This is a genomic window from Salipiger bermudensis HTCC2601 (assembly GCF_000153725.1).
In the GTDB taxonomy this organism is placed as follows: Bacteria; Pseudomonadota; Alphaproteobacteria; order Rhodobacterales; family Rhodobacteraceae; genus Salipiger; species Salipiger bermudensis.
The window spans coordinates 3,620,340-3,638,167 of the sequence record NZ_DS022276.1 but is presented as its reverse complement, the minus strand read 5'-3'; the positions used below and the strand labels follow the sequence as shown (position 1 = coordinate 3,638,167).

Here is a 17,828-nt window from a genome sequence, read left to right as displayed (position 1 = left end):
GCGCGAGGAGGCAGGAGGCACCCCATGCAGTACGAGACCATCACCTACGAGATCGCCGAGGACGTTGCGGTCATCACCCTGTCACGGGCCGACGTGATGAACGCGCTCAACACCCAGATGCGCGCCGAGATCACCCACGCGGTGCAGGAGGCGGGCCGCGCTGCGCGGGTCGTGGTGCTCACCGGCACCGGCCGGGCGTTCTGCTCGGGGCAGGATCTCGGCGACCGCGAGACCGCCGCCAACATGGATCTCGAGCGCGTGCTGCGCGACGAGTACGAGCCGATGCTCAACGCCATCACCGACTGCCCGGTGCCGACCATCGCGGCGGTGAACGGCGCGGCGGCGGGCGCGGGCGCCAATCTGGCGCTGGTGCATGACGTGGTGATCGCCACCGAGAGCGCCTTCTTCATGCAGGCCTTCACGCGCATCGGCCTCATTCCCGATGCCGGCGGCACCTGGGCGCTGCCGCGTCAGATGGGCCTCGCCAAGGCGATGGGCGCGGCGCTCTTTGCCGACCGCATCTCGGCCCGGCAGGCCGACGAGATGGGCATGATCTGGGAAGCGGTTCCCGACGCCGAATTCGAGGCCGTCTGGCAGGCCCGTGCGGCCTATCTCGCCAAGGGCCCGACCGAGGCCTATGCCCGCATCAAGACCGCGCTGCGCGGCGCCTTCGAGTGCGATCTCGCGGCCCAGCTCCGCGTCGAGTCCCGCCTGCAGGGCGAATGCGGCAAGACCCGCGACTTCAAGGAAGGCATCGTCGCCTTCCTCGAAAAGCGCCCGCCTCATTTCGAAGGCCGCTGACCGCCAGTCCGCCCCACAGATGCCCCCAGGGTGCGCCGCCGCCAGCCGGCGCCCCTGTCTTCTTCTGGCCAAAAATATCCCCGCCGGAGGCCTGCCACAGCGACCACAACCGCGCGACGCCGGACCAAACGCCACGACGCAGGCAAAGCTCCTTCAACACCGCCTCGGACAGCGCACCAACCTCCAACCCGGCGCCCCTGACTTCTCTTCGTTAAAAATACTCCCGCCGGAGGCATCCCGCCCGCGCCACAGCGCATGCCGCCGGGCAAGCCTCCCACGCCCACACGAAAAAAGCCGCCCCTGGGGGCGGCTTTCTCGTCTCACGCAAGACCGCTTGTTCAGCGGGTCTCGATGTCGGTGTAGTCGCGTGCCGTGCTGCCGAGGTAGAGCTGGCGCGGACGACCGATCTTGTGCTGCGGATCGGCGAGCTGTTCTTTCCACTGCGACACCCAGCCCACGGTCCGCGACAGGGCGAAGATCGGGGTGAACATCGAGGTCGGGAAGCCCATCGCCTCGAGGATGATGCCCGAGTAGAAATCGACGTTCGGGAACAGCTTCTTCTCGGCGAAGTAGGGATCGGCGAGCGCCTGCTTTTCGAGTTCCTTCGCAGTGGCGAGGATCGGGTTGTTCTCGACGCCGAGCAGGTCGAGCACCTCGTCGGCGGACTGCTTCATCACCGTCGCGCGCGGGTCGAAGTTCTTGTAGACGCGGTGGCCGAAGCCCATCAGGCGGAACGGGTCGTTCTTGTCCTTGGCGCGGGCGATGTACTCGGGGATCTTGTCGGGCGAGCCGATCTGCTTGAGCATCTCGAGGCAGGCCTGGTTGGCGCCGCCATGGGCCGGACCCCAGAGGCAGGCGATGCCGGCCGCGATGCAGGCGAACGGGTTGGCACCCGAGGACGAGGCCAGGCGCACGGTCGAGGTCGAGGCGTTCTGCTCGTGATCGGCGTGCAGGGTGAAGATCCGGTCCATCGCGCGGCTCAGGATCGGGTTCACCTGGTAGGGTTCGGCCGGCACGCTGAAGCACATGTGCAGGAAGTTCGCCGCATAGCTCAGGTCGTTGCGCGGGTACACGAAGGGCTGGCCGATCGAGTACTTGTAGGCCCAGGCCGCGATGGTCGGCATCTTGGCGATCAGGCGGTGCGAGGCGATCTCGCGCTGCTTGGGGTCCTTGATGTCGGTGCTGTCGTGGTAGAAGGCCGACATGGCGCCGACGACGCCGACCATGGTCGCCATCGGGTGCGCGTCACGACGGAAGCCGCGGAAGAAATACTGCATCTGCTCGTGCAGCATGGTGTGCCGGGTGATGGTGTTCTCGAACTTTTCGAGCTCGGCCGCCGAGGGCAGCTCGCCGTAGAGCAGCAGGTAGCAGACCTCGAGGTAATGCGACTTCTCGGCCAGCTGGTCGATCGGGTAGCCACGGTGCAGCAGCTCGCCCTTGTCGCCGTCGATGAAGGTGATGGTGCTGTCGCAGCTCGCGGTCGAGGTGAAGCCCGGGTCGTAGGTGAAGACACCGGCCTGCGCATAGAGCTTGCGGATATCCAGAACGTCCGGGCCCGCGGTGGGCGAGTACATCGGCAGATCGTAGGACTGGTCGTCGATCGTCAGCGTCGCATTCTTCGTCGGAGTTTCAGCCATGCTTCGTCGTTCCTTTCGAAAGGGCCCCGGCGCCTGGCGCGCCCGGGGCGATATAGTCTCACATGGCCTTGGCGAGCCGTTTGTCGAAACGCTCCCTTCAGGCCGTCACCCCGTCTCAGAGGTGGCTGCGTGCCCGATGCGGCGGAGGCTTTCCTCCTTGCCGAGCACCAGCATCATGTCAAAAACGCTCGGGGTCACGGCGCGTCCTGCCAGCGCGGCACGGAGGGGGGCGGCAAGCTTGCCGAACTTGGTCCCCTGTGCCTCTGCGAAAGCGCCCATCTCCCCTTCGAGTTCTTCCCGCGACCAGCTAGCATTTTGCAGCTGCGGCGTCAACGCAGCCAGTATACCACGGGATACTGCATCCAGTGCCTTGGCCGCTTTCTCGTCCGGCTCGAGCGGCGTATCTGCCAGGATGAAATGTGCCTTTTCAAGCAGTTCCGGGAAGGTCTTGGCACGGTCCTTGAGGCAGTACATGCCGCGCAGCAATCCGTCGCGCTGCGCTTCCGTCAGGGCAAGCTTTCCCGCCGCGTCGAGATACGCCTCGATTTCTTGCAGCAGTGCAGCATCGTCGGCGATGGCGATGTGCTGGCCGCAGAGATTCTCCAGCTTCTTGAAATCGAACCGGGCCGCGGACTTGCCGATTCCCGACAGGTCGAACCACTCGATGGCCTGAGCATCGGTGAAGAACTCGTCGTCGCCGTGGCTCCAGCCGAGCCTTGCGAGGTAGTTGCGCATGCCCGCCGAGGGGTAGCCGATCTTCTGGTATTCGTCGACGCCGAGCGCACCGTGGCGTTTCGACAGCTTCTTGCCGTCGGGGCCGTGGATCAGCGGGATATGGGCGTAGACCGGCAGCGGCCAACCCATCGCCGTGTAGATGCCCATCTGACGCGCCGCGTTGTTCAGGTGATCGTCCCCCCGGATCACATGGGTCACCCCCATGTCGTGGTCGTCGACGACGACCGCCAGCATGTAGACCGGGGTGCCATCCGAGCGTAACAGGATCATGTCGTCGAGCTGATCGTTGCGGATCGTGACGCGGCCCTGCACCTCGTCCTCGATCACCGTCTCGCCTTCGGTCGGGGTCTTCAGCCGCACGGCATAGGGGGCGTCGGGATGGCTCGCCGGATCGGCGTCGCGCCACGGGCTCTGGAACAGGGTCGAGCGGCCCGCCTCCTTTGCCTCTTCGCGGAAGGCGGTGATCTCCTCCTGGGTCGAGAAGCACTTGTAGGCCGCGCCCTTGGCGAGCAGCTCGCGGGCGACCTCGGCGTGACGGTCGGCACGCTCGAACTGGCTCACCACCTCGCCGTCATGGCCGAGCCCGAGCCAGTCGAGCCCCTTGAGGATCGCGGCGGTGGCCTCCGGGGTCGAGCGGGCGCGGTCGGTGTCCTCGATGCGCAGCAGGAACTTGCCGCCCCGGCCGCGGGCATAGAGCCAGTTGAACAGCGCCGTGCGTGCGCCGCCAATGTGCAGGTAGCCGGTGGGCGACGGCGCGAAACGGGTGACGACGGTCATGGGTATTAACCTCTCGGTAACCAAGGGGGGCGTAGGGTTTTCTCGGTTCCTTAACCAGCGGACGGGTCAGGGGCAAGTATGGGGCGGATCGGGGATCGGCTGACGTCGGCGCTGACCGGGCAGCGGGGTCACCTGTTTCCGTGGTGCGCGGTGGCGCTGGCAGGCGGCATCGCAACCTACTTCGCTCTGCCAGATGAGCCGCCGGTCTGGAGTCTCGTGTCGGCGGCCTGTGCGGGAGTCACGCTGCTGACAATCTCGCGGCGGCTTCCCATGTGGCTCGCACCACTGGCCGTCGCACTCGCCCTCGCGGTGCTGGGGATTGCACTGGCGGGGGGGCGCGCGCATCTGGTGTCCGGGCCACAGCTCGGTTTCCGCTACTACGGCCCGATCGAGGGGCGGGTCGTCGGGATCGATCGCTCGGCATCGGATGCGCTGCGCCTGACACTCGACCGGGTCGTGCTGGCCCGCATGGCCCCGCACGAAACCCCGCGTCGCGTCCGGGTCTCGCTGCACGGATCGCAGGGCAATCCGCCGCCGCGGCCCGGCGATGTGGCGATCCTGACCGGGCATCTCTCGGGCCCTGCCGGCGCGGCCGAACCCGGCGGATTCGACTTCCGCCGTCATGCCTGGTTCCTGCGGCTCGGCGCGGTCGGCTACACCCGGACCCCGGTGCTGCGCCTCGTCCCGGCACAGCGCGACACGCCCGTTCTGCGCCTGCGGCTCAAGATCGCGGAGCGCGTGCGCGCGGTGCTGCCCGGCGAGACCGGCGCCTTCGCAGCGGCCATCATGACCGGAGACCGGTCCGCCATCGGCCTGCAGACCCTCCAGGCGCTTCGGCACAGCAATCTCGCGCATCTGCTGGCGATTTCGGGGCTGCACATGGGGCTGCTCGCGGGGGTCGTCTTCACCGCCACGCGCCTCGTGCTTCTGCTGCCGCGACATACGCGCCACAACTGGCCCGGCAAGAAGATCGCCGCCGGGGTGGCGCTGGTCGCGGCGGCCGGATACCTCGCGCTTTCGGGCGGCAATGTCGCCACCCAGCGCGCCTTCGTCATGGTGGCGGTGATGCTGGTTGCGCTGCTCTGCAACCGCCGGGCACTCTCGTTGCGGAGCGTGGCGCTGGCGGCGCTCATCGTGCTCGTGCTGCGCCCCGAAGCGCTGCTCGGCCCGGGCTTCCAGATGAGCTTTGCGGCTACGCTGGCGCTGGTCGCAGTGTTCGGCGCGATGCGCGACCTCGCAATCGAACGCGGCTTGCCGCGGCTGGCACGGCCTCTGCTGACGCTGGTGGTCTCATCGGTCACCGCCTCGCTCGCCACGGCGCCGGTGTCGATGGCGCATTTCAACATCGTCTCGCATTACGGGCTTGTCGCGAACCTCGTGGCGGTGCCGGTCATGGGGCTGATCGTGGTGCCGATGGCCGTCGTCACGGCATTGCTGATGCCGCTGGGGCTCGAGGCTACGGCGTTGTGGGTCATGGCCCTGGGGCTCGACTGGATCCTGACGGTGGCCGGCACGGTCACGGGCTGGGACGGCGCGCTGGGGCAGGTGCGGGCGCCCGGCGCTTGGGTGCTGCCACTGCTGGCCTCCGGCGGGCTGATCCTGTGCCTGTGGCAGGGGCGTGGACGATGGGCAGGCCTGCTGCCGCTTTCGCTCGCCGTGACGCTCTGGGCCAGCGGCGGGCGTCCTGCGCTGCTGATTTCCGACAGCGGGACGCTGGTCGGGGCGATGACCCCAGAGGGCCGGGCGCTCTCGCGCGAGCGCGGCGCCGGGTTCGTGGCCGCGGTCTGGCTGGAGAATGACGGTCAGGCCGGCGGGCAGGCCGTGGCGGCGGCCCTGTGGCCCGAGCATGAGCAGCCGAGGGTCGCGCGCATTTCTGTCGCCGGCGCGATGGTAACGCATTTCCAGGGCAAGCGCGCCGCCGCCGGGTTTCGCGGCTGTGGCGCGCGGGAGCTCGTGGTGTCGAGCACCGATCTTCCGGACTGGCCAGGATGCGAGATCTTCGATCCGGAGCGGCTCGCCCGCACCGGCGCCGTGGCGATCTGGCAGACCCCGACCGGCCCGCGCATCGAGACTGCGGCGGGCCGAAGGCTCTGGCACCGCGGCAAAGATCGCTAGAAGCGGATCAGTAGGTCCGGATCAGACCGACGAGGCGGCCCTGCACCTTGACCGCGCCCAGCGGCAGCACGCGCGGCTCGTAGGCGGCGTTCTCGGCCTCGAGTACGATGGTGTCCCCCTGGCGGCGGAAGCGCTTCAGCGTCGCCTCGTACCCTTCGATCTGGGCCACGACGATGTCGCCGTTGCTGGCCGAGGAGGTCTCGCGGATGATGACGACGTCACCGTCGTGAATGCCGGCCTCGATCATCGAGTCGCCCTTGACCTCGAGCGCGTAGTGATGGGCGTTGCTCGACAGCATGGCGCCGGGGACCGCGATGTTGGGCGGATTGTCGGCGATCGACTGGATCGGCTCACCGGCGGCGATGCGGCCGAGCAGCGGCAGCTCCAGCGCCTCGGCATTGCTGACCGGCTGCGCCTTGGCGGGCCGGCTGTCCGGGCGGTCGCCATCGATCACCTGCGGGGTGAAGCCCGCGGGCTTGCCACCAAGGCTCTCGGGCAGCTTGACGATCTCGATGGCGCGGGCGCGATGCGCGAGGCGGCGGATGAAGCCGCGCTCTTCCAGCGCGGTGATCAGGCGGTGGATGCCGGATTTCGATCGCAGGTCGAGCGCATCCTTCATCTCGTCGAAACTGGGTGGAACGCCATCGCGTTGCAGCCGTTTGTTGATGAAATCCAGAAGGTCGAGCTGTTTCTTGGTCAGCATGCCGCGGTCTCCGCCGTTTGTCTGCCCTTTGTTCTACGCATGTTCTTGTTTTGTGTCAACATGCTGTGGCAAACATCGTCAGAGACGCACGATTTCCACCAGATCCCCGGCGGCGCGCGGGCCGTCCTTCGGCGGGCGCACCACCAGCACGTCCGACGCGCCAAGCACGCTCAGCAGCGAACTGTCCTGACGGCAGAACACGGTGACCCGGCCATCCGGCTCCGAGCGGCCGCGCATGTAATGCTCTCGCGGGCCGTTCGAGCCGATTTCCGCCGCAAGCTGCGCAGTTTCGCGGGGGGCGGGCTCGGCGGGCAATCCCTGCATCGCGCGGATCACGGGTTTCACGAAGATTTCACCGCAAACCATTGCCGACACGGGATTTCCCGGCAGACCAATCATCATCGCATCGCCCAGCCGGCCAGACATCAATGGCTTGCCCGGGCGCATGGCGACCTTGTGGAACGCGCGCTCAAGCCCAAGCTGTGCGGCCACCTTCGCCACGAGATCGTGATCGCCCACCGAGGCGCCGCCGATGGTGATCACCAGATCGGCGTCGTCGACCAGCCCGAGCACGGTCGCGAGCGCCGCTTCGGTATCGTGGGCGATGGGCAGGATCCGGGGCTCGGCACCGGCCTGGGTGAGCATGGCGTGGAGACCGAAGGTGTTCGAGACGATGATCTGGTCGGGACCGGGCGTTTCGCCGGGCATGACGAGCTCGTCACCGGTGGAGATCAGCGCGACGCGCGGGCGCCGGGCGACCCGTACCGTGGGGATGTTCATGGCGGCCAGAAGGGCGATGTCCTGCGGGCCGAGGAGGCGCGGCGCAGGGATCGTCTCTCCGACGCGGAAATCGCCGCCGAGGGGGCGGATATTCGTGCCAGAGCCGAGCCGGTCGGTGATCAGGATCGTGTCGCCATCGCGGTCCACATCCTCCTGGATCACCACGGTGGTGACGCCCTCGGGGACCGGAGCGCCGGTAAAGATCCGCACGGCGTCTGCGTCGCCGACAGGGCCTTCAAAAGATGATCCTGCAGCGGATTCCCCAATGACGTTCAGTCTCTTGCCGGGCGCTGCTTCGGTAACGGCGTAACCATCCATGGCCGAGGCGTTGAAGGGCGGCTGATCGCGGCGCGCCGTCACAGGCTCTACCATCACGCGCCCGACGGCCCGGTGAAGCGGGACCGTTTCCGCGGAGAGCGGCGCGGCGAGCGAGAACAGCCGGTCCAGCGCTTCGGACACTGATATCATGTCGCCTCGTAACGCCCTGATTTTCCGCCATCCTTCAGGATGACGCGGATACCACCAATCTGCATCGCCTTGTCGACCGCCTTGGCCATGTCATAGACCGTGAGCGCCGCGGTCGAGACGGCGGTCAGAGCCTCCATCTCGACTCCGGTCTGGCCGGTGGTCTTCACGGTGGCCTCGATGCGCAGGCCCGGGAGCGCGGCATCGGGCGTGATCTCGACCGACACCTTGGTCACCGGCAGCGGGTGGCAGAGCGGGATCAGCTCGGGCGTCTTCTTGGACCCCATGATCCCCGCCAGACGCGCCACGCCGATCACGTCGCCTTTCTTGGCGCGTCCCTCGGTGATGATGTCAAAAGTCTCGGGGGCCATCTTCACCCAGCCCTCGGCGGTGGCGACGCGCGCCGTCACCGCCTTCTCGGAGACGTCGACCATGTGGGCGTCGCCCTTGGCATCGAAATGGGTCAAGCCGCTCATGCCGGCACCGGATCTGCAAGCAGCGTGCGGGTTGCGTCCTCGACGTTCTCCTGCCGCATGAGGCTCTCACCGATGAGGAAGCTGCGGGCGCCGTAGCTCGCCATGTCGGCAAGATCGGCGGGGGTGTAGAGACCGCTTTCGCAGACCAGAATGCGATCCTCGGGCACCCGCTTCGACAGCTCGCGCGTCGTGTCAAGTGTCAACTCGAAGGTCTTGAGATTTCGGTTATTAATTCCGATGAGCGGCGACTTCAGCTTGAGCGCGCGGTCAAGCTCTTCGGCGTTGTGCACCTCGATCAGAGCATCCATGCCCCAGTCGAAGGCAGCGTCTTCCAGCTCGGCGGCGAGCGTGTCGGAGACGCTGGCCATGATGATCAGGATGCAGTCGGCGCCGAGCGCGCGGGCTTCGGCGACCTGATAGGGATCGTACATGAAATCCTTGCGCAGCGCCGGCAGAGAGGTCGCCGCGCGGGCCTCGGTCAGGAAGGATTTCGCGCCCTGGAAGGACGGGGTATCGGTCAGGACCGACAGGCAGGTGGCCCCGCCGTTCTCGTAGGCAGCGGCCAGGGTGGCGGGGTGAAAATCCTCTCGGATCAGCCCCTTGGAGGGCGAAGCTTTCTTGACCTCTGCAATCAGCCCGTAGCCGGTCTCGGACGCCTTGCGCAGGGCTGCGCCGAAGGGGCGCACAGGGTCTGCGGCGCGGGCCTCGGCCTCGATCTCGGAGAGCGGCCTGACGGCCTTGTCGGCGGCCACTTCCTCGAGCTTGTAGTGCTTGATCTTGTCGAGAATGGTGATGGTCATGCGGGCGCCTCCGGCGTCGTCCAGTTGATCGGCGTGTCGCCCCGAGCAATAAGCCAGTCGTTGACACGGGAAAAGGGGCGCGAGCCGAAAAAGCCGCGCCGCGCCGAGAGCGGCGAGGGATGGGCGGAGCGCAGGATCAGGTGGTCTCCGCCAGTGATGTGCTTGGCGAAGCCCTGCGCGTGGTTCCCCCAGAGGATGAAGGCACGTGGCGTTTCGGACAGCGTTTCAAGGACTTGCTCGGTCAGCCTCGACCAGCCGAGCTTGGCATGGGCGCCGGCGCTGCCCGCGGGCACGGTGAGCGCAGTGTTCAGCAGAAGAACGCCCTGCGCCGCCCAGAACCGCAGGTCGGCAGTCGGCGGGCAAGCCCCGAACTCGGCCTCGAGCTCCTTGTAGATATTGCCGAGCGAGCGCGGCAGCGGGCGCACCTCGGGCTCTGCCGAGAAGGCAAGCCCGTGGGCGTGGCCCGGCGTCGGGTAGGGATCCTGTCCCAGGATCACCACCCGCACATCCTCGGGTGCGCAGGCGTCAAGCGCGGCAAAGACCTGCGGCGCGGGTGGCAGGATCTGCCGCGTCTCGGCCGCCAGGGCGGCTTCTATGCGCGGCAGGTCGTCGTGGAAGAAGGGCAGTTCGGCCCAGGCCTCGGGCGGTCTCATGCGGCCTTTTGCGTGGCCTCTGCCAGCGCCGTGATCTTGGCCTTGGCGGCGCCGCTGTCGATGCTCTCACGCGCCTGTGCGACGCCCTCTCGCAGGTCTGCGGCCTTACCGGCCACCACCAGCGCCGCGGCGGAATTCAGCAGCACCGCGTCACGATAGGCGGTCTGGGCGCCGCCCAGAAGCGCGCGGAAGGCTTCGGCGTTTTCGGCCGGGGTGCCCCCGACGATCTCTTCGAACGGGTGCTCCGGAAGGCCCGCATCCTCGGGGTGCAGCTCGACCTCTCGCACCGAGCCGTCTTCCTCGAGCGCCGCGACCCAGCTCTTGCCCGAGATCGCAAGCTCGTCGGTGCCATCGGAACCGTGCACGAGCCAGGCGCGCTCGGAGCCGAGCTTGCCCAGCGTCTCGGCCATCGGGCGGATCAGTTCGCGCGAGAAGGCGCCGGTCAGCTGGCGCTTGACCCCGGCGGGGTTGGTGAGCGGCCCGAGGATGTTGAAGATCGTGCGGGTGCCGAGCTCGGTGCGGACCGGCGCGACATGCTTCATCGCCGGATGGTGCATCGGCGCCATCATGAAACAGATGCCGACGCTCTCGAGGATCGGCGCGATGGCGGCGGCGGGCAGCATCACCTGGATGCCCATTTCGGCGAGCGCATCGGCGGAGCCGGATTTCGACGAGAGGTTGCGGTTGCCGTGCTTGGCCACGGTGACACCGGCGCCGGCCACCACGAAGGCGGTCGCGGTCGAGATGTTGAGCGTGCCCTTGCCGTCACCGCCGGTGCCGACGATGTCGATGGCGCCTTCGGGCGCGATCACCGCGTTGCGCTTGGCGCGCATCACGCCGGCGGCGGCGGTGTACTCGTCGACCGTCTCGCCCCGGGTGCGCAGCGCCATCAGGAAGCCGCCCATCTGGGCCGGCGTGGCCTCGCCTTCGAACAGGACCTCGAAGGCGGCCTCCGCCTCCTCCTGCGTCAGCGGACGGGTGGCGGCGGTGCCGATCAACGGCTTGAGGCGGTCGCTCATGCGGGGACCTTCATCGTGTCGAGGAAATTCTTGAGCAGCTGGTGCCCGTGTTCGGAGGCGATGCTCTCGGGGTGGAACTGCACGCCGTGGATCGGCAGATCGCGGTGACGCAGCCCCATGATGGTGCCGTCCTCGAGCCAGGCGTTGACGATCAGCTCCTCGGGGAGCGTGTCGCGATCGACCACGAGGCTGTGGTAACGCGTCGCCTCGAAGGGCGAGGGCAGGGTGCTGAACACGCCGGTGCCGTCGTGATGCATGGTGCCCATCTTGCCGTGCACGATCTCGGAGTGCTGCCTGACGGTGCCGCCGAAGGCCTGGCCGATGGTCTGGTGCCCGAGGCAGACGCCGAAAAGCGGCGTGCCGGTTTCGGCCGCCGCCTCGGTCAGCGCGAGGCAGATGCCCGCCTGGTCAGGGTCGCATGGGCCGGGGCTCAGCAGGATGCCGGCAGGTTTCAGCGCCATGGCCTGCTGCACGTCGAGCGCATCGTTGCGCCAGACCTGCGTTTCGACACCAAGCTCGCCCACGTAATGCACGAGGTTGTAGGTAAAGCTGTCATAGTTGTCGATGAGCAGAAGCATGAGGCATTCTCGGTCTGGAGACGGGTCTTGGTCGGGGCTATACATGCGCCCCAAGATGGTGCAGCGTCAAGGGCATGCGCCACGACAACGGCCCGGGCACGGGGCCGGGGGCGCAGCGGGCGAAGAGGGCAGAAGCGATGGCACGAGGGTTTCTCGCGGGGGCGATCATCGGCACGGTGGTGTCGGGCGTGGCATTGGGCACGGTCTCGGTGCTGACGGGCCCACCGCAGCGGGGGCGCGCCGCGCTGCCGCCCGAGGCAGAGGCGCCGGTATCGGAGACCGCGGCACCTGAGACCGTCGAGACGCCAGAGCCCGAGGCGCCCGAGCAGCCACAGCTAGGTGTCGAGGTCGCATCTGACGACGTGTCCGCAGAGCCCGCAGAGCCTGCAGAGCGCGATGTCGACGAAGTGGTGCCCGAGGCAGAAACCGATCCCGAGATGGCGCCGGGCGAGCCCGATCCCGAGTTTGCCGAACCGGCCGCCCCCGAGGTCGCCGAGGTGCCGGAGCCTGTCGTCGAATCCGAGACCGTGCCGATGGCCGAGGAGATGCCAGCCCGCGCCGCGGACGAAGCCGACTCCAGTGATATCGCTGACAGCCCTGCGGCACCTGCGATCGACCCGGCTCCCGAGCCCACGCTGCAGGACAACGCCCCACAGACCAGCCCCGAGGATGGTGTCGAGACCGTCACCCCCGCCGCCGGCCTGGCCCCTGACGAGCCTGCAGGCGCCGAAACGGTCGCGCGCCCCGGCCAGCCCGGCGAGGTGACCGCCGCGGCGCCCGAGCCTGCCTCCGAGATCAGCGTCGCCACCGACATCCCGCCCGAGGCCGAGACGGCTCTGGACGCGCCCGCGCCTCCTGCCACGCCCGACATCGACACCCCGTCGATGGAGATGGCGAGCGCCGACAGTCCGGCCCGCCGCGACAGCGTCTTGCCCGACGCGCCGCAGGACGAGGCCGCCCCAGAGGTCTCCACCCAGACGCCGACACCGCCGCTGCCGGCGCCGCTGGTGCCGGGAGAGGATGCGCTGCCCCGCGTGAGCACGCTGCCGGGCAGCCCAACGTCCGAGACTGCCGGGGCCGGCAGGCCCGCCATCGGCACCCCGGCCGGCTCGCTTGCCGATCGCGGGGCTGGCGAAAGCGCAAGCCGTCTGCCCTCGATCGGAGAGGCGGCCCCGGCAGAGCCGACCCCCGCGCCCGAAGCCGCGCCGTCCGAGTTGTCGCCGCTCGAGCGCTACGCCGTGCCCACCGAGGCCGAGGACGACGCCCCGCGCATGGCGATCGTGCTGATCGACGACGGGACGGGCCCGCTCGGCCCCGACACGGTCGGCGAGTTTCCCTTCGCGGTAAGCTTTGCGATTCCCGCCTCGCATCCCGACGCGGCCGCCACGGCGCAGGGCTATCGCGACGCGGGGTTCGAGGTGCTTGCCATCGCGGGCGTGCCCGAAGGGGCTCAGGCCACCGACGTGGAGGTCACGCTCGAGGGCAGCCTCGGGGCCGTGCCCGAGGCGGTGGCGGTGATGGAGGCGCCCGGCGACGGCCTTCAGGCGACCCGCGCGATCTCCGAGCAGGCGGCGCAATATCTCGGTGCCTCCGGTCACGGGCTGCTGATGCAGCCCAAGGGGCTGAACACCGGCGAGGCGCTGGCCCGCCGCGAAGCGGTGCCCACGGTCACGGTGTTCCGGGATTTCGATGGCGAGGGGCAGGATCCGCGGGTCATGCGCCGCTTCCTAGATCAGGCGGCCTTCAAGGCGCGCCAGGAGGGCGCGGTGGTGATGCTTGGCCGCCTGCGCGCGGACACGGTCTCGGCCCTGCTGCTCTGGGGCCTGCAGGACCGCGCCAGCAGCGTCGCCCTTGTGCCGATCTCCCTCGTTCTCCGCGAGAGCCCGACGGACAACTGAGCTGACCGAGCGCGACAACGCCCCTGTCTTCTTTACGTTCGGAAATACTCCGGGGGAGGCCCGGCCCCGCCGGGACGGGGGCAGAGCCCCCTCACTTTGCGCTGGTCATCCTGTGCATGACGGGGGATAGCCCCCTCACTCAAGGCTCTTCATGCTGTGCAGAGCCAGAGCGGCACGCGTCACCCAGCCGCGGCCCACCGCGCCATCGCGGTTTCGAGATCGCCATAGCCCGTCAGGCGTCGTTCGAACTGCAGCCCGAGCCGCTCTGCGTGCGACCTGGCCAGATCCGTGAGGGTCGGATCGTCGGTCTGTGCCTGATAAACCAGTGTCTCGTAGTGACCGAAATACATGTCGCGCAGCTCCGGGTGCCGGTCGAGGCCGAGCGGGGTCCAGACGAAGGCATCGAACTGGCGCACGAGGAAATCGGTCAGGTAGAAGCTGGTGATCTCGTCGAGCCCCTCGAATCGCGTCAGTCCTTCGTAGAAGGCATAGCAGTGCGGCCCCGCGATCATCTCGACGCCGAGCTCGGCGCAAGCGGTCTGCAAGGTGCCGCCGGTGCCGCAATCGGCATAGGCCACGAAGATGCGGTCGTGGCTGGTGCGGTGGCGCGCCACGGCCTCGCGGACGGCATCGGTGATCTTCTCGGGATGATTGTGCAGGATCGCGGGCAAGCAGGTGAGATCGATGTGATCCCAACCATGGCGCGCGCGAAGGGCGAGGATCTCGCGCGCCAGAGCGCCGCAGGCGATGATCAGGACCTTGCCGTGTCCGGTCGGCGCGAGCCCGGCCGCGGTCAGCGTGGCATCGTTCGGCGCGGCGCTGGCGCGGGTGTCGCTGTCAGGCGTGCCCGTCATCGGGCGCGACCGGGGTCATGGCCCATCGCACGGCCAACGCCACGGCGAGAAGCAGCGGGATCATGGTGCCCGCGCCCCAGGACAGAAACGCCCAGATCGTGAGCCCCGCCGATGCCAGAACCGCGACAAGAAGCGTGACCAGATGTGTCACAGGCATGATCGTCTCCCTTACCTCTTGTCAAAGATAGGCTGTCAGGGGCGCGATTCAAAGGGAAAACCTCCGCAAGGCGCCCGCCTGCCATGGGATCGTCCGTGGGGCGGGCGGTAGAGGGACGGCTGTGCCGCTGCCTCGGCGACGCGCGCCGGGGCAGCAGGACGGGGGTGGATCAGCCCGCGGCGCGCTGGTTGTGGCGACGGGCGATCAGGTCTTTGGCGGTTTCAACCGCCACGGCGGCGTCGCGGCAATAGGCGTCGGCGCCGATGGCCTTGCCGAACTCTTCGTTCAGCGGCGCGCCGCCCACCAGCACGAGATAGTCGTCGCGAATGCCCTCGGCGACCATCGTGTCGATCACCACCTTCATGTAGGGCATGGTGGTGGTCAGCAGCGCCGACATGCCGATGATGTCAGGCTTTTCCGCCGCCGCCGCCTCAAGATAATTCTCGACCGGGTTGTTGATGCCGAGGTCGACCACCTCGAATCCTGCGCCTTCCATCATCATCGCGACGAGGTTCTTGCCGATGTCGTGGATGTCGCCCTTGACGGTGCCGATCACCATCTTGCCGATGGTCGGAGCGCCGGTCTCGGCCAGCAGCGGCTTGAGGATCGCCATGCCCCCCTTCATCGCATTGGCGGCCAGCAGCACCTCGGGCACGAAGAGGATGCCGTCGCGGAAGTCCTCGCCGACGATCTTCATGCCGCCGACAAGCGCCTCGGTCAGGATGCGGTAGGGCGCCCAGCCACGGTCGAGCAGAATGTGAACCGCGTCTTCGATCTCGTCCTTCATGCCGTCGTACAGATCGTCGAACATCTGTTCGACCAGCTCTTCGTCATTGAGATCGGCGAGGATGATGTCGTCGTCTTCGTCGGCCATGGGCAGGATCCGTGCTTGGGGCGTGGCGGGCCACGCGGGCGATTTGGGTGCTCCGAGCCTGCGGTGCATGGCCGCAGCGCGCTTTGACATTTGCGACACGCGCGGTTGCGGCTGCGACTTCAGACGCCGTGGCCTTGCGAATGTTCGCTTAATGTTCCATGATTTGCGAATGAGCGAGAGCAAGCGCCAGATCGACAAGGAGCGCCGTCCGGGACGCGGTGCGGCCAGCCGCGAGACCGGCCGGTTCGAGCGGCTGCGCTACGAGGATGCCCATGACGGTTGGGAGATCGATGAGGATCTGCCCAAGCTGTGCACCGAGGTGAGCGACGAGCGGCCGCGCAGCCTGATCAACTACGTCTCCTCGCCGGATATTCCCTTCGACCGCACCATCAACCCGTATCGTGGCTGCGAGCATGGCTGCATCTATTGTTTCGCGCGGCCGACCCATGCCTATCTCGGCCTGTCGCCGGGGCTGGATTTCGAGACGCGGCTCGTCGCGCGCCCGGATGCGCCGGAGGTGCTGGCCCGCGAGTTGCGGTCGAAGCGCTACCGCGTGGCCACGCTCGCCATCGGCACCAACACCGATCCCTACCAGCCGCTCGAGCGTGACCGGGGGATCATGCGCGCCTGTCTCGAGGTGCTGCGCGATCATCGCCACCCGGTGGCGATCGTCACCAAGGGTGCGCTGATCGAGCGCGACATCGACATCCTGTCGGAGATGGCGGCGATGGGGCTGGCGCGGGTGGGCGTGTCGGTCACCACGCTGGACGCCGATCTGTCGCGCCGGATGGAGCCGAGAGTGCCGGCACCAAAGCGGCGACTGGCGACGATCCGGCGTCTTGCGGAGGCCGGGATCGAGACCCGGATCATGGTCTCGCCGGTGGTGCCGGCGCTGACCGACCCGGAGCTCGAGGCGATCCTCGCCGCCGGCGCCGAGGCAGGCGCTGCGGCGGCGAGCTGGATCATGCTGCGCCTGCCGCTCGAGGTGGCGCCGCTCTGGAAAGCCTGGCTCGAGGAGCATTACCCCGGCCGGGCCGGCCGGGTGATGGCGCGGCTGCGCGAGATGCATGGCGGCGAGGAGTATTCCGCGCAGTGGCACCGGCGGATGCGGGGCGAAGGGCAGTATGCGCAGCTGATCGCGCAACGCTTCGACAAGGCGGCGCGACGGCTGGGGCTGGACCGCACGCTCGGGCCGCTGCGGAGCGACCTGTTCCGCGTGCCGGCGCGGGCCGGAGACCAGCTAAGCCTGTTCTGAGTGTGGGACAGTCGTTCGCCTTGGCCGGAGGTGTTGGCCCAAGGCGCGGTGCCTTTGCCGGAGGCCGGCAAGGCGGCACGGGCCGGCCTGCCTCCGGCGGGAGTATTTTTGACGAAGAGAAGACGGGGGCTTCGGTCCCGGGTGTCAGCTGCGGCGGCGGCCGCGGCGTTCGCGTTTCGGCGCGGGGGTGTCGCCGGTGCCGTCGCTGTCGGAGCTGAAGCCTCCCAGCGCTGCAGCGATCTGCTCGAGCGTCGGGCGCGGGCCGGTGGGGCGGGTCTCGAGGGCCTCGCGCATGGCGCGCAGGTGCTCGGGCATGGTGCCGCAGCAGCCGCCGATGATGCGGGCGCCGGCGTTGCGCGCCAGCACCGCGTACTCGGCCATCAGTTCGGGCGTGCCGTTGTAGTGGATGTGGCCATCCTCGTAGCGCGGGATGCCGGCATTGCCCTTGGCGATGATCGGGCGCTCGGTGCCGGTGGCGGCAAAGCCCAGCACGGTGCGCATCAGGTCCGAGGCACCGACGCCGCAATTGGCGCCGAAGGCCAGCGGCGGGTTGGGCAGCGCGTCGACCTGCCGTACGAAGTCATCCGAGGTCACGCCCATCATGGTGCGCCCGGCGGTGTCGAAGCTCATGGTGCCACACCACGGCATGCCCACATTCGCGAAGGCCTCGGCGGCGGCGGCGAACTCCTCTGGGGCCGAGATGGTCTCGACCCAGAGCACGTCGGCGCCGCCCTCCTTGAGCCCGGCGGCGGTTTCCTCGAACATCTCGACCGCGGTCTCGTGGCTCAGCGTGCCGACCGTGCCCATGATCTCGCCGGTGGGGCCGACGGAGCCCGCGACCACCACCTTGCGGCCTGCGGCGTCCGCCACGTCGCGGCCCAGCGCGGCGGCGAGGCGCGACAGCTCGAAGGCGCGGGAGGCCGCATCGTGCAGCTTGAGCCGCGAGGCGTTGGCCCCGAAGGAGTTGGTGAGGAAGATGTCAGAGCCCGCCTCGACCGCGTTGCGGTACAGCGTGCGGATGCGCTCGGGGTGGTCGATGTTCCAGAACTCCGGCGCATCGCCCGAGGCCAGCCCCATGTTGAACAGGTTGGTGCCGGTGGCGCCGTCGGCCATGAGCCAGTCGCGGGTGGAGAGCAGCTCGGTCAGTGCGTCGGTCATGTCATGCCTTGGGGTCTGGTCGTGAAGCGGGGTCTGATCTTGAAGCGGGACCCGGGCCGTTGCGAGGGATCGCGGCCCGGGCCTCGGGAGTGT

17 protein-coding genes are annotated in these 17,828 nt (G+C 68.4%); 4 read left to right on the top strand and 13 right to left on the bottom strand.

Going from position 1 to position 17,828, the window contains the following annotated elements; all coding sequences use genetic code 11:
• Positions 1–24 precede the first annotated feature (24 nt).
• The gene (locus R2601_RS17195) at positions 25–801 is read left to right on the top strand and encodes an enoyl-CoA hydratase-related protein (protein WP_007800598.1); all 777 of its coding nucleotides are present in this window, start codon (positions 25–27) and stop codon (positions 799–801) included.
• Between the two features lie 338 nt (positions 802–1,139).
• Here the strand turns inward: R2601_RS17195 and gltA are convergent, their stop codons facing one another.
• On the bottom strand, positions 1,140–2,438 hold the full coding sequence (gene gltA / locus R2601_RS17190) for a citrate synthase (RefSeq protein ID WP_007800596.1): 1,299 nt from the start codon (positions 2,436–2,438) through the stop codon (positions 1,140–1,142).
• 105 nt (positions 2,439–2,543) lie between these two features.
• Positions 2,544–3,950: a glutamate--tRNA ligase gene (gltX, locus tag R2601_RS17185; protein ID WP_007800594.1), complete on the bottom strand. Its 1,407-nt coding sequence runs from the start codon at positions 3,948–3,950 to the stop codon at positions 2,544–2,546.
• Between the two features lie 78 nt (positions 3,951–4,028).
• On the opposite strand from gltX, the gene R2601_RS17180 reads away from it, so the two are divergent.
• Positions 4,029–6,065, top strand: coding sequence for a ComEC/Rec2 family competence protein (locus R2601_RS17180; RefSeq protein WP_007800592.1), 2,037 nt, complete (start codon positions 4,029–4,031; stop codon positions 6,063–6,065).
• 7 nt (positions 6,066–6,072) lie between these two features.
• Here R2601_RS17180 and lexA read toward each other — a convergent pair whose 3' ends face one another.
• The 7 genes from lexA to R2601_RS17145 form a co-directional block, all read right to left on the bottom strand.
• Entirely contained in the window at positions 6,073–6,768 is a 696-nt protein-coding gene (lexA, locus tag R2601_RS17175; protein ID WP_007800591.1) for a transcriptional repressor LexA, read from the bottom strand.
• 78 nt (positions 6,769–6,846) lie between these two features.
• The gene (locus tag R2601_RS17170) at positions 6,847–8,016 is read right to left on the bottom strand and encodes a molybdopterin molybdotransferase MoeA (RefSeq protein WP_040544863.1); all 1,170 of its coding nucleotides are present in this window, start codon (positions 8,014–8,016) and stop codon (positions 6,847–6,849) included.
• The gene (gene moaC / locus R2601_RS17165) at positions 8,013–8,489 is read right to left on the bottom strand and encodes a cyclic pyranopterin monophosphate synthase MoaC (RefSeq protein WP_007800587.1); all 477 of its coding nucleotides are present in this window, start codon (positions 8,487–8,489) and stop codon (positions 8,013–8,015) included. Before moaC ends, R2601_RS17170 begins: the two co-directional genes overlap by 4 nt.
• On the bottom strand, positions 8,486–9,289 hold the full coding sequence (trpC, locus tag R2601_RS17160; protein ID WP_007800585.1) for an indole-3-glycerol phosphate synthase TrpC: 804 nt from the start codon (positions 9,287–9,289) through the stop codon (positions 8,486–8,488). Before trpC ends, moaC begins: the two co-directional genes overlap by 4 nt.
• Positions 9,286–9,942 (bottom strand): uracil-DNA glycosylase, encoded by a 657-nt coding sequence (locus R2601_RS17155; RefSeq protein ID WP_007800582.1) that lies wholly within the window; start codon positions 9,940–9,942, stop codon positions 9,286–9,288. The genes trpC and R2601_RS17155 overlap by 4 nt, the downstream gene beginning before the upstream one ends.
• A complete protein-coding gene (trpD, locus tag R2601_RS17150) occupies positions 9,939–10,961 on the bottom strand; it encodes an anthranilate phosphoribosyltransferase (protein ID WP_007800580.1) in 1,023 nt (340 codons plus the stop codon). The genes R2601_RS17155 and trpD overlap by 4 nt, the downstream gene beginning before the upstream one ends.
• Positions 10,958–11,539, bottom strand: a complete 582-nt coding sequence (locus R2601_RS17145; RefSeq protein ID WP_007800578.1) for an anthranilate synthase component II — start codon at positions 11,537–11,539, stop codon at positions 10,958–10,960. Before R2601_RS17145 ends, trpD begins: the two co-directional genes overlap by 4 nt.
• 137 nt (positions 11,540–11,676) lie before the next feature.
• Here R2601_RS17145 and R2601_RS25575 point away from each other — a divergent pair, with 137 nt between their 5' ends.
• Positions 11,677–13,437, top strand: a complete 1,761-nt coding sequence (locus tag R2601_RS25575; protein WP_007800576.1) for a divergent polysaccharide deacteylase family protein — start codon at positions 11,677–11,679, stop codon at positions 13,435–13,437.
• Positions 13,438–13,616: 179 nt separating this feature from the next.
• Here the strand turns inward: R2601_RS25575 and R2601_RS17135 are convergent, their stop codons facing one another.
• The 3 genes from R2601_RS17135 to R2601_RS17130 form a co-directional block, all read right to left on the bottom strand.
• Positions 13,617–14,291: a DUF1638 domain-containing protein gene (locus R2601_RS17135; protein ID WP_007800574.1), complete on the bottom strand. Its 675-nt coding sequence runs from the start codon at positions 14,289–14,291 to the stop codon at positions 13,617–13,619.
• On the bottom strand, positions 14,275–14,448 hold the full coding sequence (locus tag R2601_RS27060; RefSeq protein WP_007800573.1) for a hypothetical protein: 174 nt from the start codon (positions 14,446–14,448) through the stop codon (positions 14,275–14,277). The genes R2601_RS17135 and R2601_RS27060 overlap by 17 nt, the downstream gene beginning before the upstream one ends.
• A gap of 169 nt (positions 14,449–14,617) precedes the next feature.
• A complete protein-coding gene (locus R2601_RS17130; RefSeq protein WP_007800571.1) occupies positions 14,618–15,322 on the bottom strand; it encodes a cobalamin B12-binding domain-containing protein in 705 nt (234 codons plus the stop codon).
• A gap of 169 nt (positions 15,323–15,491) precedes the next feature.
• Between R2601_RS17130 and R2601_RS17125 the strand changes: the two genes are divergently transcribed.
• A complete protein-coding gene (locus tag R2601_RS17125) occupies positions 15,492–16,577 on the top strand; it encodes a PA0069 family radical SAM protein (protein WP_007800570.1) in 1,086 nt (361 codons plus the stop codon).
• 144 nt (positions 16,578–16,721) lie between these two features.
• On the opposite strand, the gene bmt is transcribed toward R2601_RS17125, so the two are convergent.
• Positions 16,722–17,735, bottom strand: a complete 1,014-nt coding sequence (gene bmt / locus R2601_RS17120; protein ID WP_007800568.1) for a betaine--homocysteine S-methyltransferase — start codon at positions 17,733–17,735, stop codon at positions 16,722–16,724.
• Positions 17,736–17,828 lie beyond the last annotated feature (93 nt).

Coding starts and splice junctions, on each gene's coding strand:
- R2601_RS17195 (WP_007800598.1), top strand. CDS start 25: ATGCAGTACGAGACCATCACCTACGAGATCGCCGAGGACGTTGCGGTC.
- gltA (WP_007800596.1), bottom strand. CDS start 2,438: ATGGCTGAAACTCCGACGAAGAATGCGACGCTGACGATCGACGACCAG.
- gltX (WP_007800594.1), bottom strand. CDS start 3,950: ATGACCGTCGTCACCCGTTTCGCGCCGTCGCCCACCGGCTACCTGCAC.
- R2601_RS17180 (WP_007800592.1), top strand. CDS start 4,029: ATGGGGCGGATCGGGGATCGGCTGACGTCGGCGCTGACCGGGCAGCGG.
- lexA (WP_007800591.1), bottom strand. CDS start 6,768: ATGCTGACCAAGAAACAGCTCGACCTTCTGGATTTCATCAACAAACGG.
- R2601_RS17170 (WP_040544863.1), bottom strand. CDS start 8,016: ATGATATCAGTGTCCGAAGCGCTGGACCGGCTGTTCTCGCTCGCCGCG.
- moaC (WP_007800587.1), bottom strand. CDS start 8,489: ATGAGCGGCTTGACCCATTTCGATGCCAAGGGCGACGCCCACATGGTC.
- trpC (WP_007800585.1), bottom strand. CDS start 9,289: ATGACCATCACCATTCTCGACAAGATCAAGCACTACAAGCTCGAGGAA.
- R2601_RS17155 (WP_007800582.1), bottom strand. CDS start 9,942: ATGAGACCGCCCGAGGCCTGGGCCGAACTGCCCTTCTTCCACGACGAC.
- trpD (WP_007800580.1), bottom strand. CDS start 10,961: ATGAGCGACCGCCTCAAGCCGTTGATCGGCACCGCCGCCACCCGTCCG.
- R2601_RS17145 (WP_007800578.1), bottom strand. CDS start 11,539: ATGCTTCTGCTCATCGACAACTATGACAGCTTTACCTACAACCTCGTG.
- R2601_RS25575 (WP_007800576.1), top strand. CDS start 11,677: ATGGCACGAGGGTTTCTCGCGGGGGCGATCATCGGCACGGTGGTGTCG.
- R2601_RS17135 (WP_007800574.1), bottom strand. CDS start 14,291: ATGACGGGCACGCCTGACAGCGACACCCGCGCCAGCGCCGCGCCGAAC.
- R2601_RS27060 (WP_007800573.1), bottom strand. CDS start 14,448: ATGCCTGTGACACATCTGGTCACGCTTCTTGTCGCGGTTCTGGCATCG.
- R2601_RS17130 (WP_007800571.1), bottom strand. CDS start 15,322: ATGGCCGACGAAGACGACGACATCATCCTCGCCGATCTCAATGACGAA.
- R2601_RS17125 (WP_007800570.1), top strand. CDS start 15,492: ATGAGCGAGAGCAAGCGCCAGATCGACAAGGAGCGCCGTCCGGGACGC.
- bmt (WP_007800568.1), bottom strand. CDS start 17,735: ATGACCGACGCACTGACCGAGCTGCTCTCCACCCGCGACTGGCTCATG.